Source organism: Candidatus Vondammii sp. HM_W22 (genome assembly GCF_022530855.2).
Lineage (GTDB): Bacteria > Pseudomonadota > Gammaproteobacteria > Chromatiales > Chromatiaceae > Vondammii.
In genome coordinates, this window is the sequence record NZ_CP099567.1 from 636770 (window position 1) to 655087 (window position 18318).

Consider the following 18318-nt stretch of genomic DNA (forward strand, 5'->3'; position numbering starts at 1 on the left):
TCAGTACACCATTGAGTTGAACGGATTGGACCCGGGGAAAAATGGGAATCCGCCGTAATTATCTGAGTTCAAAAAACGGGTATCGCACTGGCTCAACGTGTGGTTGCACCCGGGATAGACATCCACCTGTTCACCGGTCGTCAGCTCATGCATCGGGGATGAGAGCTCCAATGTGTCCGTGGTATGGCTGAGGATCATTCGATAATCGACCGCACCGGCAGCATTGGTCCAATAAACAAAACCACCAGCGAAATATCCATCAGCCTGACTCGCACAGCCCGGCACCGAGATCCAATTACCGTTGATGGCGCTGACCGTGGATTTGGTTTGATAACCGAGTTGATTGACCCGGCAGCCCACGCCATACAGCACATGTGGGCAACTGGATTGATACAGTCGGCGCAGACCCGACCGTCGCAGGCTGGTGACGACCGGCTCACAGCTAAGCTCAGCCTGAGAACCGGTCCATTTCACCGAGAGCACCCGACCCATCCACAGAACGATAACCTCACTATCACCCCGGTGTTGGCGTAGCACTGTCAGTGTGACCACCTCGCCTGGGGGTTGCGCAATAAACATGGTGGCCACGGGATTATCTCGCGACACAGTTAACGACAGATCGGCTCGATTCATCTCTGCGCCCTGATCGATGCGAGTGCGGGAGATCGTTACCGGAGCGTAATCTGCACCCATATGCGTAATAGCCACGTCGGTCGACGTGTAGTGCCAGGTAGTGACACCGCGACGAAACGCGTACAGCTCGATTGGCTGCCCGGCATAGCTGGAGTTTTCACGCGTGTCATACGTCATCGGCCAGTCCTCTCATCTGATGTTGACACTCCACCAGCTCAGGGGTATGCCAGGTTAGCTCCACGGCGTCGGATTCCAGCCGAGTCAGTTGCAACCACGAGATCATCACCACGTCGGCGGGGGTGACATCCTGCCCCACGGCACTGTCCAGCGTCAGCCATTCGGTTTGGCTGTCCACCTCGGATACGGCGATAATCCGTCGATACAACCGAGTGCCATCGCGCAACCGGATAACAATGTCGCGTCTGCCAATGGCGTGTCTTAGATACCGGGTATAGCCGATATTTTCAATCGTCAAAACCGTATCGGTCGAGATCATTGCCAGAACCATTACCAGGTCAGCCTGAAAACTGGATACCCAGATTGGATTAACCCGCCCCGCACGGGCATACAACCAGGCGCGTAGCGCACGGATATTGCCCCGTCCCTGGCGCGTCCAGAGATAGGACTGCACCTGCGATGCCCGCCCGCTTTCGTCGTCTACCGTGCGGATCCCGGTGAGATTATCCAAATGCTGGAGTTGGCGCTGATATTCAGCGGTGAGGTTATCCCGCCAATTGGGCGGGGACTCTAATACAGGATAGGAGCGGTAAACCGTTGGGCTATCTACCGCCGTGATCGTGCTGTTGTCCTCCACGCGAAATATCAGCACCGCCTCGGACAGTTCGCTGGTAAAAATATTGAGTGACTGGGTATCGTCCAGCCGTGCCGACCGGGCGGGATAGATGCAGCTGTTCGCGGGCCAGTTGGCCAACAATGGGCGCATCAGAGTGAGTCCGTCTGACTGTACCGATAGTATCTCTACCGCCTCAACGGTGGCAGTATCACTAATCAATATCGCCAAACCACCGACGTGATAATCCAGATCGTCGGTGGACACACTCAACTGCACCGATCCCACAGCCACCTGGGCATCGAGTCGGCCGGGATCGGTCCAGATCGGCAGCGCATAGACACGGGCCTGCCACTCCCATAGCAATGCCTCAAAACGGCGTTTATCCATGCCGTGGAGCGTTATCCGAAACTCAAATATTCGCCGTGGAATCTCGCGCAACCGGATGCGCTGCTCAGTCCCATCGTAATTGGGTAATAGGTCTGTCAGCCACTCCAGACGCTCACTGAGCGGATCGCGCCAGTTCGGTCTGAACGGAAAAATCACAATGCGGGTACCTGTAACTGATAATACCGGAGATTCTGCTGGAAAATTAAACGTAAAATCGGCATCGATCCGCGGCGGCCCGGTCGTGTACACACTCAATTGATAGAGTCGGGACTCCAGGTTTTTAAACGTGGTAGGTGCCGCATAGGGAGCCGTCAGTTGCAGCCCTTCGGTATCCGTGGCGGCGATGCTGCTGAGCAACTGATCTGTCAGATGAGCATTCCACACCTCTACATCTCGCGACTGTTCGGAGAGCAGGTTCCCCAGGGCTATAGGATTGGGCCTGATATGCACCCGGTGATACCAATCGGCGGAAAATGACGGCGACAACCCGCCTGTATAGCTATATCGCTTTTCTTCTACCGGCAGGTGGCTGGTGACCAGTCCGCTAATCGGTACTGCAGAGACGCCCCCGCCCAGCGGACTGATCTCTCGATCATAGGCATAGTTCGCGACAAAGTTCCCGGCAGGCTGATCACTGACAACCGGATAGATAGGCGGAGGGTTGATCACGGACGTTTGCGATAGGCATAGCCGTACCACTCCGAGTACGGGGTGTTGCTGTCCCCCTGAATTTTGTTGATAATCGGGAAAAGCAGCCACTCATCCGACCCGATCACGATCATATCGCCGGGGTTGTAATACTGCATATTGAGCACCCGGAAATCCTCCGGGTGACCGATTACGGAAAAATAATCTGATCCGCGCTGGACTCCCTGAGGCACGGCGTGCAACGTTGTCAGATTGTTAAAATCGCTGACACCACGGATCAGCAACGTGTTGATATCCGCATATGTCACGCTGTTGTCAACAGAGGTATTCAGATAACCCTCTACATACCGGCCGCTGGTGCCGTTTTCAACGTCGTATCTGTTGAGAAACCACGTATAGACCCCTTCTATTTCGGCAGAGATAGAATTGACTCCTCTATAGTAGTAATTGCTTTTGTTATCAAACAACCTGTTGTGGTATATACTATTGGCTCTATCGCTATCGACGAAATACCAGCACACACCCTGAATATAGGTCCCGCCGTTATATGTGCTGTTTTTAGTCAGCTCACCCGCGGAAAAATGCTTCCAGTGGCCACCGGTGTTTTGAGCGACACCGTGAATATATTGGCTAGTAACAAACAGATAATAAACTGCAAATGGTCCGCTGAATTTATTGGTTGCGGCGGTAGGACCCAGGTCAGGATGGCCATCCCACCCGGCGGCAGTGAACCCACTGGATCCCCGCATATACAATATTGGACCCGTGGTGTCCTCAGTGGACGCATAAAAATGCACATAGGTGCTGCCGCTGTGCAGATTGAGTATGGCCCCGTCCCAACCATCCTGAGCCCAGCCGTTGGCCACCGCCAACACCCGGACTTTATCAAGCAGGTCAAAAATATCGGTCGAAGTTCCTGTTTGGTAGGCCATTATTGTTGCCTCATCGCCCAATAGCTGCACCACTCGGTGCGGTGGACATTCTGGAATCCGACATAATTGATGCCGTTGATGGTGATAACATCCTCGGCAGAGAATGAGCCAAAACCCGTCACCCAATAGCAGCCGTCCAGTTCACCCCACAGGTTGTCGGCGGGATAGTTAGCAATGGAGCTGAGAATCAGCGGATAGAGATCCCGCGTACCATCCAGATTCTCCCTGATTTTTATATCATTTTCGTCTTTAAACGATGCTGCAAGCCCGGTTTTATTAGTTGGCCACAGACAACGTCTATTGGTAGCATAGACGGATCCGGTGGAGCCATAGGCATTGGCGTAGTTGTACCAGGTGCCGGAGGGGTGTAATAAATACATCGATGAATATCCGCCTGGGCCAGTTGAAATACTAGAGGACGATCCTGGATCGGCGATAGATCGATAATACCGTCTATCGTCCGACCATTGAACCTGCGAGTGATAACTGGATCCTGCTATCAACAGCGGATAGGGATATTGTGTCGGCGTCGCATAGGGCAGGATAAATCCCGCATAGGCGCTAGTGTAGACCGTACTGATTTTTGCAGAGAGCACGATGCGCCGACCATTGACGGCCAGCCAGTAGGGGATGATCGAGTTCCACAACGGCATGCAAACAGATGTGGATTTGTTGATCAACTGTCGGGGTGAGGCAATATAGCCGGTGCTGCCGTAAAACAGCAGGTTGTGATAATCCGCTACATCGTCGGCAAATGTGCGCATTGTGACGTAGATTTCGTCCGTGCCTGCCGACCCAGGGCCGCAGAGTATGACGTATTGTTCAGCGTGATCGGATGCCCATCCCTCGTCTACCTCCAGCGACCATGCCTCGCCATCAGCGGTCAACTGTCCTTGGGTGGTGGTAAACTGCCACTGATCGTTGAGCGCAAAATCGACGGTCCCAGCGGCGATTTTAAAGTCAATCTGGCCACTGGTATACACCACGCCGGTGGTGGCACCGGCCAATGCCCCGGTAACCGATCCCGTCACACTCCACGCCTCTGCCCCGGCCGTGGCATCGGTACACTCAATAACCCATGTCTCGGTTAATGTCGCTGGGTGTGTGCCGATGCGACCGGATTTTAACGCAGTGGTTGTATGGCCGATGGTCCCGTCACCCGTACCGGTGAATATCGGGGTATCGTGTGTCGCATAACCACACGCGAACTGTTTTACCTGTTCCGCCAAATCGCGATAATCGTCGGCGATTGCTGTTTTATAGGCCATCAGACTAGTACCTGTTTTACTGCACCTGCATTACGTTGCAGCACGTTGAGAATAACTTTCTCACCGGCAGCTCCCGCCATATATTTTCCAATATCGCGCTGGTCATCGACAAACACGACACGAACCGATTGAGATGGTTGGGACGATTGAGACGCAGTACCTCCGCCATCCATCGCCGCCATTTGATCTTTGGTGAACACGCCCTCACCCTGCTGCAGGATCGCGGGAACCTCTGTTGGTTGCAGTCCCGCAATACCACCGCTGTGATAGCGCGGGGCGTTGGCAAATATCAACGGCGACACCTGACGTGTCGGCCCACTGCCGGCGATCCCACCCGAGTGTTTTACGTTGGCCGCCAGAGTGCTAGCAGCTACACCCACCCACCCACCCACGCCTTTCATGCTGTTAAGAAATGAACTTAACATCTGCTGTGCCAATAATTCAGATACCATTTTATGAATGGTTTTAACAAATCCCCGGAGCATTCCCTCCACCCCTTCATTGAAGGGATCAAACAGAAAATCGGAAAATGAATTTTGCATCTCACGGGCCGCCTGAATGGCGAATTGATCCATTTCATCACCTGCGATATCAGTTGAATCACTCATGCCGTCCATAGCATGAAAAACGGCATCGCCATACGTCTCCCAAGAAATTTTTCCCTTCTCCAGAAGAAGATCAAGCTCCTCCAGATTTCGCTGCATGTCATTGACAGGATTGACCAGATCGCGCCATTTCTGCGCCTGGGATGCCAGTTCAGCGTCATACTCCTCTTGCTTTTTCGTTGCCTCGTCAGCAGCCAGCGCCTCGTCCTTCAGTGCCTGAATCGTCTCCTTGCGTTGGTCAATGTTTTTAGCCGCCTGCAATAGGGCATTCTGTTGCTGACTGGTCAGGTTGGCATAGCGACCGTTCTGGATCTCCCAGAGCACCCGCTCCTGTTGGGTGGTCGTGTTCAACATGGTGAGCTGGCGCTGCATGGCGGTCAGCGTTGCAGTGAACTGATTTTTGATACGCGCTGCATTTTTATCTGCATCGGTGTTTACGGTGTAACTGGCACCTGTTGGATTATCCTGTTTCGGTGTTTCTATCAGCGGCGGGCGGGGTTTGTTGTAGTACGCCTCTATCTGCGACTCGAGGAGTTTCAATTCGGCACGCTGTTCGTCGCCGTTCCAATAGGACCAGAACCCACCAGCGAGCGATTCGCGTATTTTCTCGGCCTGATCCTCCAGACGGACAATATCATCGTACGATACACCGTAGATATTCGCTTCAATCTCCTCACCGATATATTTAGTAACCTCTACCGCGCTAGAGACAGCCTGCGCCATCCACCCGGCAAATGTTGCCGCCCCCGAAATCAGGCTATTCAGTCCCTCAACAATCGCAGGGTCCTGTAATATTGCAGTGAGCTCCTTGATGCCAGATTTCGCATCATTCAGCCCCCCTTTTTGCTCCAACAAATCACCGAACGCATTTCCTAGTTGGTCTAGGGCACCGCCGAATGTATCAGCGGCGGCCGCCGCCGAACCACCGAATTCCACTTGCAATTCTTGCAGGATAAGTCGCTGCGCACCCGCCACATCACCGGTTTCCTGCAGGGATTTAATAACCGCTTTTTGCTTATTGGTAAACTGCACACCGACACGGGATAGTGCCGTCAATCCTTTAACCGGATCATTGAGCGCCTTACCAACGGCCAGCGCCGATGTTTTGAGGTCCTGGTTCATAGCAACCGACATATCCAGGATGATTTTCGTTGTATCCTCGAATACGCCACCGCGAACATTGGTGAACGTAAGCAGCAGGGACTGCATCTCCATCACCGCCTCATCACCAAACGTTGTGAGTTTCTGCAGTGCACCGGCCATTTTTTCTAATTCTTTTGCGGTATAACCCGAAACCCCTCCGGTTGATTTTAGCCGCTGTTCCAACTGCGCCATCGCCTGTTCCTGGCGTTTAGTAGCCGCGATGACCGCACTGAACCCCATTCCAGCACCAACCGCCGCCAGCAGCCCGGAGACTTTCGACACACGGCTGCCGAACGATTTGAAATTTTTCGAGGCTTTCTTGAGTCCGAGCTTAGTCCGATCTTCAGCTTCGAGAATATATTTTGCTTTTGAATTAGGCATTACGAATAAACCATTTCAGTTCGTGAGCGAGGTTTTTTTTCCACCGGATGGATGCCTCGTTATCCATGGCGCGCTGAATATGTTTTTGGAGAAACACGTAGGGAATCGACACGCCCCGCAATTCAACTATCGGCAATTTTTTTCTGCCGACCCGTTTAAATACCCCCTTATGCCGGTTTATGGTGGCGATGAACGCATTGGGGATTAGTTTCCTACGTCCACCCTGGCCCTTGTACGTGACGCCGCGCCGGGTCTGCCTGGCACCCAATAAAATAATCGGCATGCGCTTTCCGCTGACAGTGATAACAGCGGTTTTTTGCCGATAGCGCGCCCGGGTTATTTTGATACTCGTCCTCACGGCTCGTTGAGTAACTCGGATATTTTTTGCAATCCCCTTGACTGCTGCTGACTCAACCTGTTTTATCGTTTTATTCAGGGCGCGTGTGATTACCTTGTCGGCCCCACCTTTGAGGTTCTTGAGCATACGCTCCACCTCGCGGGTGTCTTTTTTGATAGATACGGAGATCGATAGCATGAGTTATGGATTAAGTAATTTTTCTATTAATTGCTGGGAACCTTTGCCACCGGCAAAACCAGCATTAACATCCACAATACGGTCAACTCGCTGGCGGTTTTCCCGTTTGAGAGCCGCTGAATGGAATAACCGAATCTGGCGCAACGTGAGATTTCCAACTTCGTTAACTGACCGAACCACCCCATGGGCGAGCAACGTCAGGTAGACGCTGGCGAGTTCCGATGTGCCATCTCCACGCCCTTTTTTCCGGCCTGCATCGCCATTCTGCGCGTTGCTAAACGTCTGGTAAAAAAACCGGCGTTCACCCCCCAGAACGTCATCACTAGCATATCTCCGTCAGCGGAACACAGCCCATCCAGCCATGTTTTATCCTGGCAGGTACTTTTCAGTAGCATATGCTCCAACACATCCGGGTACTGATAGAGCGCGTCGAACAGCCCGGACAGGTCCGAACCATCGCCAACCGTTTTATCCAATACGGCCATCAGTCCCGCAATCATTGGACCGAGATCAAGCCCATCGCGAAATGAAAACTCGCGAATGGTAACCTCTCGTCCGCCGATCTGAATGGTTTTATCAGGGTAGAGAATTTCTGCCTCGTCTGTCATTTCGTCACCCGTTAATCTGCTGGAGTGCTATCAACATAAACCTGTTCAAATCCCTCACGGGTTTCAATGCTGATGGTAAATTGTATCTCGCGCACGTTATCCCGATCATTCAACGCTAAATCACCCCCAGGAGACAATTCAACCAGAGGGAATGTCCAGATTTTATTAGGCCCGGATGTGTTGTCCTCAACATACGTTAACTCGCCGTGTTTTGCACCGGTATCGTTACTGATAACCTGATTACGAGTATTTGCCGTCGGGGTATAATCAACCAACAAATTGGTATTGTCAGCAATATCCCCACCAGGGACGATGTAGATCATTCCCTCATCAGGATAAATCACGTAATCGTCATCGACTGTAAATGCCGCACTCGGCACATCATCTGTCACGCTAACAATCTGAAGGCCCTTGACACCTGTCGGATTTGAGAGACTACGCCCGAGTTTGTAGTAGTTATCCTGTTTAACGCCACCGATAGTTTCATCAACTACCGGCGTTGCTGTTTGAGTGACCGTGGAGATGGCACCCATCAGATACGTGGCCAGATTTTCGCCGTTCTGATTCAGCAGAATCAGGTTACCACTTCGAGTCACTTTTTTGGTGATGCTGAGAATAGTTTCAGATATAGGACCGTCTCCATTGACCTCAACTTTTTCTACTGCACAGGTGACCGAGAGGGTTTTACTCAGAGATTTATATACAGCACCGCCGCCCAGATCACCGGCACCGTTATTTTCCTCAAAGTAGACATATCCTGCGCCTAGTACAATATCCAGACTATCTGTCTGCGGAATCATGGCATCACTCCTATTTAGCTATTACGGGTTTGTTAGTACGGTGTACGGATCACCGATATTTTCGATATATGTTGCTGTAAAACTGACCTCAACGCTCACCGTGCTCTCGCCGGTCTCCGGTAGATCGATGATGCGACCGGCATAAACCACCTCCTCAAACAGCAGTCCATCAAAACGCCGCGTACCTTGAACAACTGCTTTTTTGATATCGCCCACATGTCGTCTGGCAACAGACCCGGCTATATAACCATCCGGGATTTTATCGTGCATTGTTGCTGTTAGTGTCAACGCGTTCCTGCCCGTGCTCTCTGAGTACATCTCCAGCGTTTCCTCAGTCGGGTCTCCATAAATCAATCGTGGAAAACTGTCCAGATCGGCATCGGATGACAAATTATCTGCATGCAGGTTTTCGCCAGCGGATGAGGTATAGCCGTTTGCTATGGTTATCAGCGCAAGGCGGGCAGCAAAAACATCAACTATTAACTGATCAATAGTGGTGGTCATTTCACAATCACCCTGGTTTCAATACCGTCATCCGGCGTGTCTGGACTACGACCTTCAACCCGCCAGGTTGTGCCGTCGGCAGTAAACGTATCGCGTTTTTTTGGCTCGCCTATCTCTGAGATCAATGATGCGATAACGATGATTTCCCCGCTGACGTGTGATTCAAATCCATCCGTGAAAACGGTACGATCTCTATCAACTATCACCGTACAATCAACAGGTATACCGGTATCATCAGGCGTATATATAGCCGTTGATCCCAGTCTTTTGAAACAGATTTCGGCTGATTTCTGAGCAACTTCATTAAAATTCATCGATCATCTCCATGCCAAAACGGCTCATCCAGGCAGAACATCAGGAATTGCTCACGGGGCCGGTGCGTCGAACGTGATTTCATTAGTGGTTCTATCCGTTACACTATTCCCATTCGCATCTGTCACCGTTGCCGTTACGTCAAGATCTGGGATTACAGTGTTAGCTATGCTGCACCATATCGGCAACGTTTCATGGTCACCTTTATCACCGATGTATCCTGGTCTTGTTTGTCCGCCAATTGTAAATTTGCTAACCCCGATGCCGTTCTGATAATCACTACCACCCCCGTATGGATAACTCGTAACAGCACTATCGCGGTCTCCTAGATTGCTATCACTAAATACGTAAGTGCGCGTACCATTTGCGTAACGAGATTGCAACATCTCAACCTTAATGCCTACATTAGTGTTTGTCAGTCTAAATTGTATGCCTGACGTGTAACTTGCACCGCTGGGTAGAGGAGACGAAACCCATACAGTGTTACCTGATTTAAATCCAGGTGGCAAAGTGGAGTTTATATTTTCAGAAAACTCGAAATAGTGCAGGGTGAAGCTAAATATTTTTCCAACAACCAATGGGTCATCAAACACATTTGTCGCAGCCTCAGTTAAATTTTTTGGTATGGAAGTTGCGGTATCGACACTCCATTTACCGGTTGAATCAGTCGCTACATTTTCATAAATGTAAATTCCAACTATTACAGTTAATACCCCCCCTGTTCCCAGATCCGCTGTACCTGTAATAGTTGGTGCGGTATTACTGGTAATTAATCGATCGACTGTTGGTACTGCCGCACTGTTACCCGATATATCCACCGGCCAGATGACGCGTTTTGTAACCGCACCGGTCACAGGTAGCTGGAGGGTCACGCCTGAACCTCAAAAACAGCATCACCGGTGGTTGATATTGCTCTTACCGCAGTAATTTTTCCGACGATAGTCGCCGCCTCGAATGAGGTTACATCGCCCAAATACCAGTTCTTCCAGTTAACATTTTCGCCATCAGCATCAGCAATCACGTTTGCCTCTGGTGACAGAGTAAACTGCACCGTTGCCGTGCCAGATGGCCCGATGGCAACGGTGCAACAACTATCGAACTCCCTGCGCAAAAAAACAGGTTCACAGGTGGTGCCGCTGAGCACGGTAACCTGATACTCCGCTCGACCTGTAATTTTATTAAAAGTAGGAAATGCCATTTTATTATCCTCCATTTACCTCATTCTGGTCGGCTAGCATCAGGAAATACTTCCATGCATTATTTCGGTCGTCGGCAGTTATCTGACCGCCAGTAATTTTTTCTAATGATGCTATATCGGGTTTACCATCGCCGATCCAATGTTTTGGATTTTCGGTATCCATCTGATATATAGCATCCACCAATTTGGATAAATGCAGTGGCACAAATGTTTCTTCGCGGGGTCCCGGTGAACTCTCAACCCTACCAACACAAGACCGAACAATTCTCTCGACATCCTTTTCAGTGAGTCCGTATTTCTCATCGGGCAGTTCAATGCGATCTATATCAGTTCCTGCACCTAAGTTGAAAGATTCTCGATTCACAGTGGTTAGCACCAGACCGGTCAATATCAATGTTTTCACGGTTGTATTCTCCGATTGCTGCCCCGCAGATCAGCATAAATTGCACCTGCGAGGCATAGACAATCTACATTAAGCGACCGTAATAGCCAGTGACGCATTGGGCCGCGAGGGGACCATCAACGGTGCCGATTGCGTCATTACGTATTCCACCGCAGGATCCTCCTGCGCCCAATTTTTGGGGAATAATGACAGTGCCTGATAACCAGACTGACCGTCCAGAATCGCGCCGTGAGCACGAACTCCATCGACTGCAGCAGAAGCGGCAAGTACGGTGTTCACGGGGATGAAATTCTGTTTTGCCCCCATATCGTCGGTGTAATATCCTTTATAAACCCAAACCCGATAGTCCCCGAGATAGCCCTTAAACTGCACCCATTTTTCATTTCCAGGGCCTATGTTGATGCTGCTGTTATCCCCCCGACGCGTATTGAGCAGATCTTTAACAGACTGGAATTTGATCAACAATTTGTACGCGCTGGAGTCCATTATCAGCTCAGTGATCGGCGCTTCTGATAGGTCGTTCCAATCCTCGATCTGATTCAGCGGCTGGGCATTATCCGTATCACTCCAGACGTTCTGTCCTGTGAGGGTAATCGTGTTGCCGGCGGCGCGCTGAAAATCCACTTCAGCGGAGGGATAATCATCACCCTCTACCACAACTTTTCCCGTCAGCAGTCCCTGTGCCGCCATCCACTCTTTGCGGCGCATGATTTTTTTTCGTTGCATATCCAGGATGTCGGCAATAATGGCGTCACGGCGGGCACCGGCACTCATACCACCACCAATGGCCTCACCCGGGCGGCGGGTTAGAATACGCTCCGGATCCACAATATCTTTCGGCTTGACATATGCAGGCCTGAAACTGCGCACCTCGCCACCGATGGCTTTGTTCGCCTTACCTGCTACCAGCGGACTAACGAACGGTGCCAGGGTGGTATCCTCAGCCACCTGATCGAAGTCGATTTTTGCAGTATCGAAGTTGACCTCCTGCTGAAAAAACGTATTCAGCAGGAACGGCTCAAACGGATCGAGTTCACGGACTACACCCAGGAGGGTGTCTGTATCGTAAGCATTCATGGTTCAGAATCCTCTATTATTTCTCTTGGATGAATTATCGAAGAACGATGGCGGTGCCATCGAAAGCGGCTAGTTTTTCCGGATCGGTATCGAAACTGGCATGCCAGGTCAGTTCGTCGGAATGGAACGCGCCTGCCACGTAAATCTGGCAGGTTTTATCGGCTGTAGTGGCATTCACTGGATGTACCATGATGCCGAGCGGCACATCGCTGCCATTTAACGCGGCATTGTCGCACTCGGTAATTTTTCCGCTGGCGGTGATGCGGCCGACCAATGCGCCACGTGACAGGTTCTGACCAGTGATCAGGGTTTCATCATCAGTTGCGATCTGTGGAACGCTACCGGCAATAAGATTATCGTAAACAACAGTTTCTACGTTGCTTTCTGCAATCATCAGATTTTTCCTCTTCGTTAAACGTTATTGCTACTATTTACGGCCGGTAGCCGTTTTGTAGTTTCTGAGAATGGTGCTTGATTGGGAATCCTCACCCTCACCCTCACCCTCAGATCCAATACCAGGCTGATCAATGTTCGCCATGGCCTCATCCAATTTTCCGCTTCCATGAATCCGGGCCGGCATCTCAGCCAGCATGCCGAGCACGTCATTCACACTCATGTCGGTTTTGGTCGCCAGGCTAACCGCCGAGGCAGTGCGCCCCTTCGCTGCCTCGCTCGACATAATTGTTGCAAACCGCGTACGCTCCTCAACACGGACATCCGCCACAGCCTGAGACAGATCCTCAGTGGTGATGGTGGTTTTAGAATCAGTTGCGATAACCTTAGGGGTATCAATCGCCGCTTGCTGTTCAGTTTTTTCTACCGGTGTATCCGGCGTTTTTTCCTTGGTCATGCCTTTGTCCTCATTTGTTGTAAAAATACGCGCCGAATTGGCGGTGGTTGAAAATCCTTTGTTCAATCGGGCTATCATGTGGTCCGGTGTCTCGGTGCGATCAGCTAGCCCTGCTGCTACTGCCTCCAGCCCCATGAATGACCGCGCCTCGGTATCGCGCACCTGCTCCTCTGAAATATTGCGGTATTGAGCTACCGATGTGACGAACATGCCGTAAATAGTATCAATCTCTTTCTGTAGATCCTCACGTACATCATCAGGCAGTGCAGCGTATGGATGGCCGTCTATTTTGTGATCACCCGCGTAAATATGGGTAACCGAAAGACCGGCTTTTTCTAGCTTTTTAGACATATCCACATGGCGTAGGACAACGCCGATAGATCCCGCGTAGCCCATTCGTGTGATCGAGATACTGTTGGCCGCTGCACCCAACCACATAGCCGCCGAATGCATGTGGCATGAGGCGATTGCATGCACCGGTTTAATGTTGCTGGCTATCTCGCGAATTTGATCAGCCAGCTCTGGAACCGGCGACGCTTCACCGCCAGGACTGTCGAAATTCATCACAATACACTCGACCTGACTGTCATTTTTTGCACCGGTCAGCATCCGGGAAATCCCTTGATAACCCAGCACCCAGGAGGAGTCAGCAGCCATTCCTCCCCGATGTGCCATTACCCCAAAAATATCAAGCACACCAACTTTTCCAATGACACGATACCCAGGGTCTTTTCTCTTTCCAGCGTCAGTTGTAAACATCCCAGGCATAGGTTTACTCGTATGTACGCCTAGCCGATCCTGGAGCCCATAAACAATGGCATCCAGTTTGCCGGGATGAACCAACAGCGGCGTATTGAAAATACGCGATGCGATGTGTGTCAGATCCATATTTTTTATCCAATAAAAAAGGCACCTGTGGTGCCCTGTTGGTCGGGTAATTTCTACCGTTATTCCTGCAATGGTTGTTCCGGTGTCTGGTAGCCGCGTATGTCAGCACGGTTTAGTCCCAGCTCAGACATGCGTTTTTTCTCGCGGGAGATCTGTTCTAAATTTTCCTCCCAGTCCTTACCACGGGCAGCGCAGGCATCCTCTAGCGTTAGCGTCCCCATGTCCATTTCCAGATCATCTGATTTATTTTCTTTCAGCGGGTCTATTTGCCCTTTAGCTGGGCCGATCCATCGCGATCTACAATAGGCTGCTTTTGCCTCATAAAAATCCGGGCCGCCGGGCGGGAGTGGCACGTCGCCCTTATCAATCGCCTCTTCGAGCCATAGTTCATAAATACTCGATGCAAATCGGCCACCGATCAATTGACGGCGACCATTAAAAAATTTCCACACCTCTTGCAATCCTGCGCGAGCACCGCTGTAGTTTGTTTCTGAGTAATCCCGCGCGAGCTGCTCATACGTCAAATTCCACCCGGCAGCCTGATTCCTCAAAAAACTTTTTTCAAACTCCGCGAAATTTGGCCCTGGATGATTGACAGACGACATATTCAACCGCTCGCCGGGATACAGATGCGGCACCTTTACCCCGTCCATCTTGACCGTTTTTGCACTATGAAAATCACCCATGGCGTCAATAAGGCCATCGGCAACTTTAATTGCATCATCGTTGCCCATAACCTCAGCCGCCTGGGCATAATTGAATTCAGTCTCGATGGTTGCGGCGAACATTGAATTGACCGTGGCCGCTTCCATGCTGATATCCTGGAATTTTCCCAGCTTGAAACTGTTGGCGATAATTGTTGCCAGTCCTGTTTTTCCACGCGTCTGCCCAGCACGTTCCTGCTCAAAAATATGAATAACTTGCGTGCGCCCCCAGGGAGTTTCTCGTGGAACACGTTTCCAGGTCTGTGTCTCCGCACCGGCAAATCGACTGTCACTTTGCATCGCGGAACGTATGTGGTAGCCCCGGGCAGCGCCCATCCGATCCAGGTCTACACCGGCACGTAAACGGTTGCTGTCAAACCTGCCTACAGGATTGCTCAGTCGTGCAGGCTCAACCATCTGGATTGCGGTTGAATAACGATTTCCGCGACCAGGCAACCATTCGGCAGTACCCAGGATGTCTCCCGCCATTAAAAACTGGCGATATCCCAGTCCCAACATTGAGGCCATCGTTAATCGGCGTGCCGCATCAATGTAGCACCCCGGGTCTTCTGACCACAGCCGGAATTTCGGTTCAACATAGCGGCGGGACCACTCAGCAGCCCATTCGGCATCCTGACCGAGCGCACGATAATCAGGTTTTGCAGATAGCCGAAGACCTGCACCAATAATATTATCCAGATGGATCTGGATGCCACCAGAGGCCATCGGATAATTCCGCGCCAAATCATAGGAGCGGGCGACCAACGTTTTCATATCTGGCAGCAGGTCTGCATCAGCAGAACGCAACTGTGGCGACCACGACATCATTTCCCGCTCATATCGAGCACCACGATGTGCATTCCCCATCACCATTGGGCGGCCGCTGGCATCCAGCAGATGAACATCACCATTTTTGTTATTGGTCGTTACTGATGTTGTCATTGATTAGTCCCTGAACATAATCGCGCCACGGCGGCCAGCACCGGTGCTACTCTCATCGCATTCAACGCCCAACCTACTGATATAGGCGCTCAGTTTGTCCATATCTGCCGGGGTATAGGTAGTCAGTCTCCCGTTGTAACTCACACTGACTATGCTCTCGCCCATCTGCAGGTTATGCAGTGCTGTTTTTGCCTCAGACAACCGCGTTACACAATCCATCATAAATTACCTATTCAATTTGTTGGCCAGTGCCCCTCGGTCGCGTTTTTTGCGCGGCGTATTCTCTGGCGACTGGTGCCCTGTAAAAAGATCAGACTGCATTAAATCGTGTTCCAAATTATCCCATTTTTCAGGTGTCATCAGGTGAACTCGCAACGCCCTTGCTGCGTGTAAACCGTACACCTCACAGTCTAAAACCTCGTTGCGGCGGCCGCTCTTTTTCTGCCACACCCGGCGGCCTCGGATACTCCGATGCGGCGCTTTCACCTCGGAGGTTATCTGTTTGAAATAATCATTTCTCACATCAGCAAAATAATGAAATCGTCCGCCGCCGGATGCCTCCAGATTCAGTTGGCCGGCCAGCCAATCCTTGGCCTTATTTGTCCCGACCATATAAACTTTGACGCCGTGACGATCCGCTTTCGTTTGCCGATTGGGGTTTCGATGGTCAATTGATTTCGCCCGAGGCGTACTGAATATCTCTGGATCCTGCTGCATGCTGGACCCCTTTACCGCCATGATTAATACACTACTGCGCCTTTTCTGCCGGGTCCGCACCCAATGATAAACAGCGTCATTCGTTTGCCCATCCGACGAGTCAATCGACACGGCAGAGACAAACATCTGTTGACCGTTGGTATGCGGAATTACTGAAAACACAACCTCATCCAGTGCGTTCCACACAGCATCATTTTTATCAACCGCCGTATTGTCAACCATCAATTCGCGCCAGGTCAGCAGCCAGCTCTCTTCCCCCCGACCCCACGCCCGAATAATCAGAGCCAGACGATCATGCTGAACATCTATACTGGCGGTGATTAGCAGACCGCCATCGGGAACAACCATCTCCGGATAGTTTTGTGCTGCATCGCGCAGAACCGATTTGTCGGCCTGCTCGTCTTTATACTCATATGGGCGACCAAGTTTACTGTTCTGAAATACGATGCGGGCCGACTCATCACCATTCGCCGCATCATGCTCAGCCTCCAGGTAATCACGCACCACATCAGCAAGCCGGGTGCCAGGCATGCAGACGTAGAGCTCATTCAGCTCTTTAAAACCCACCACATTGCCAGAGGTTTCCACCGTTGGAACCCAACCACACCAGGGATCATCCGCTTCATCAGCGGCACGGCAGGTATTCAAAACATTCTGCTGGCGGTTCCAGTCATCCCACGCCGATCCACAGTGCGGGCAGACATACACGGCTGAGTCAGGATCAGCACGACCAAAAACCGGATGTTCTGGCCCGCTCTCTTTTTCCAACCATTTGACGTGTTCAAAATCGAGTACGTGCACATCGCCACAGTCATGGCAGGCAATCGGCAATACCCGTTGATCGGAGATGTTGATATTCTCCTCAATACGGGACAACCCTTTGACCGCCGGCGTTCCACCCAATACCATTTTGCTGCGCCGAAACCGCTTCAGCCGCTCTTTTGCCAACCGGATTGCATCGCCCTGATCCTTTACGTTGTCACTCGTATCGTCTGGCTCCTCAACAATCACCAGCGGACACGGCGTAGATTTCACACTGCTGGCTGAGTTTGACCCAACCAATTTGAGAAAACCGCCTACAAACTTTTTGTGCATGGCGCGATTACCAGCTTTGCGGCTGGTGCTGACATCCATTACTGCCGAAAGAGCTGGCGTCGCCTTCACCGATGGCGTCAGCTTCTCGTCCTCAAATTCCCGTCCGGCACCCTCTTTTGGGAACATCATCAGGATAGCTGACGGCATGCAGGTGATCCGTTTCCCGAGAAACGCAATCAGTCCGAACGTCCACCCAATCTGGGCAGCTTTTTGCAAAACAACCACACGAACATCAGGATCATCCAGAGCATGGAAAACTCCCCAGAGATAGGGTACGTAGTCCGGGTTATAGCAACCTGGAAGATCTGCACCCTCTTCCGGTAATCTGAAATACTCTTTTGCCCACTGCCGGGTTGGAATGTCAGGCGGCGGTATCCATCTCTCCGTCACCCTCATCATCACTCTGTGCAGCGAATGTTGGGTAAGCAGCAATAGATTCGAAGGCAGCGGATGTATGTTCATCAATTAATTCCGGGTCCACAGTAATACCGTGTTTAGTCTCTATCCCGGCAATGATCCTCTCCAGTGCATGCATAAATTCGGAACGGGCGGACATTGCCCAACTACTCAAGATGGGTTCAATCTCCTGAACCGGAATAAGGTTTTTCACAGCCAGATGAAACTGCAATTCTTTATTATCCGCATCAATCTCAGCCAGCCGCGTCCGAGCCCTAGCAAGAGCTTCCTGTTCATTTCCTCCCCTACCGGAGGCCTCTTTTCGCAAATGCTCGATATACGCCAGTAGACAGATAATGTATGAACCGTTTTTTGGAATCGTTCCCTTACCCTGATGCTGACTCACGGCCTGCTGGGTTATTCCAACCAGGCGACCGAATCCGGTCTGGGTAGCAGGCTTGTCGAGACAATCAAACATCAGTGATCACCAGTGAGAGAA

20 protein-coding genes are annotated in these 18318 nt (G+C 51.3%); all 20 read right to left on the minus strand.

The window, feature by feature from the left end; all coding sequences use genetic code 11:
• Window positions 1–810: a DUF2163 domain-containing protein gene (locus MN084_RS03595; protein ID WP_330178319.1), complete on the minus strand. Its 810-nt coding sequence runs from the start codon at window positions 808–810 to the stop codon at window positions 1–3.
• Window positions 800–2482, minus strand: coding sequence for a hypothetical protein (locus tag MN084_RS03600; RefSeq protein ID WP_330178320.1), 1683 nt, complete (start codon window positions 2480–2482; stop codon window positions 800–802). Before MN084_RS03600 ends, MN084_RS03595 begins: the two co-directional genes overlap by 11 nt.
• Window positions 2479–3393, minus strand: a complete 915-nt coding sequence (locus MN084_RS03605; RefSeq protein ID WP_330178321.1) for a hypothetical protein — start codon at window positions 3391–3393, stop codon at window positions 2479–2481. Before MN084_RS03605 ends, MN084_RS03600 begins: the two co-directional genes overlap by 4 nt.
• Entirely contained in the window at window positions 3393–4661 is a 1269-nt protein-coding gene (locus tag MN084_RS03610; protein ID WP_330178322.1) for a hypothetical protein, read from the minus strand. Before MN084_RS03610 ends, MN084_RS03605 begins: the two co-directional genes overlap by 1 nt.
• On the minus strand, window positions 4661–6790 hold the full coding sequence (locus MN084_RS03615) for a phage tail length tape measure family protein (RefSeq protein ID WP_330178323.1): 2130 nt from the start codon (window positions 6788–6790) through the stop codon (window positions 4661–4663). Before MN084_RS03615 ends, MN084_RS03610 begins: the two co-directional genes overlap by 1 nt.
• On the minus strand, window positions 6783–7274 hold the full coding sequence (locus MN084_RS03620) for a phage tail protein (protein ID WP_330178324.1): 492 nt from the start codon (window positions 7272–7274) through the stop codon (window positions 6783–6785). The genes MN084_RS03615 and MN084_RS03620 overlap by 8 nt, the downstream gene beginning before the upstream one ends.
• Before the next feature lie 248 nt (window positions 7275–7522).
• Entirely contained in the window at window positions 7523–7933 is a 411-nt protein-coding gene (locus MN084_RS03625) for a DUF6631 family protein (protein WP_330178325.1), read from the minus strand.
• A gap of 11 nt (window positions 7934–7944) precedes the next feature.
• Window positions 7945–8733 carry a phage tail tube protein gene (locus MN084_RS03630; RefSeq protein ID WP_330178326.1) on the minus strand — a complete coding sequence of 263 codons (789 nt, stop codon included), beginning with the start codon at window positions 8731–8733 and terminating at the stop codon, window positions 7945–7947.
• A 21-nt stretch (window positions 8734–8754) separates the two neighbouring features.
• Entirely contained in the window at window positions 8755–9237 is a 483-nt protein-coding gene (locus MN084_RS03635; protein ID WP_330178327.1) for a hypothetical protein, read from the minus strand.
• A complete protein-coding gene (locus tag MN084_RS03640; protein WP_330178328.1) occupies window positions 9234–9551 on the minus strand; it encodes a head-tail joining protein in 318 nt (105 codons plus the stop codon). The genes MN084_RS03635 and MN084_RS03640 overlap by 4 nt, the downstream gene beginning before the upstream one ends.
• A 51-nt stretch (window positions 9552–9602) precedes the next feature.
• The gene (locus MN084_RS03645; protein WP_330178329.1) at window positions 9603–10421 is read right to left on the minus strand and encodes a hypothetical protein; all 819 of its coding nucleotides are present in this window, start codon (window positions 10419–10421) and stop codon (window positions 9603–9605) included.
• Entirely contained in the window at window positions 10418–10762 is a 345-nt protein-coding gene (locus tag MN084_RS03650) for a hypothetical protein (protein WP_330178330.1), read from the minus strand. The genes MN084_RS03645 and MN084_RS03650 overlap by 4 nt, the downstream gene beginning before the upstream one ends.
• Complete coding sequence (locus MN084_RS03655) at window positions 10752–11150, minus strand: hypothetical protein (protein ID WP_330178331.1); 399 nt, start codon at window positions 11148–11150, stop codon at window positions 10752–10754. The genes MN084_RS03650 and MN084_RS03655 overlap by 11 nt, the downstream gene beginning before the upstream one ends.
• Window positions 11151–11219: 69 nt before the next feature.
• Window positions 11220–12227 carry a major capsid protein gene (locus MN084_RS03660; RefSeq protein WP_330178332.1) on the minus strand — a complete coding sequence of 336 codons (1008 nt, stop codon included), beginning with the start codon at window positions 12225–12227 and terminating at the stop codon, window positions 11220–11222.
• A gap of 34 nt (window positions 12228–12261) precedes the next feature.
• Window positions 12262–12621, minus strand: coding sequence for a head decoration protein (locus MN084_RS03665; RefSeq protein WP_330178333.1), 360 nt, complete (start codon window positions 12619–12621; stop codon window positions 12262–12264).
• Between the two features lie 33 nt (window positions 12622–12654).
• A complete protein-coding gene (locus MN084_RS03670) occupies window positions 12655–13965 on the minus strand; it encodes a S49 family peptidase (protein WP_330178334.1) in 1311 nt (436 codons plus the stop codon).
• A 59-nt stretch (window positions 13966–14024) separates the two neighbouring features.
• Window positions 14025–15611: a phage portal protein gene (locus tag MN084_RS03675; protein ID WP_330178335.1), complete on the minus strand. Its 1587-nt coding sequence runs from the start codon at window positions 15609–15611 to the stop codon at window positions 14025–14027.
• A 3-nt stretch (window positions 15612–15614) separates the two neighbouring features.
• Window positions 15615–15812, minus strand: coding sequence for a gpW family head-tail joining protein (gpW, locus tag MN084_RS03680; protein ID WP_330178336.1), 198 nt, complete (start codon window positions 15810–15812; stop codon window positions 15615–15617).
• A gap of 24 nt (window positions 15813–15836) precedes the next feature.
• Entirely contained in the window at window positions 15837–17822 is a 1986-nt protein-coding gene (locus tag MN084_RS03685; RefSeq protein ID WP_330178337.1) for a phage terminase large subunit family protein, read from the minus strand.
• Entirely contained in the window at window positions 17785–18297 is a 513-nt protein-coding gene (locus MN084_RS03690) for a hypothetical protein (RefSeq protein ID WP_330178338.1), read from the minus strand. Before MN084_RS03690 ends, MN084_RS03685 begins: the two co-directional genes overlap by 38 nt.
• Window positions 18298–18318 lie beyond the last annotated feature (21 nt).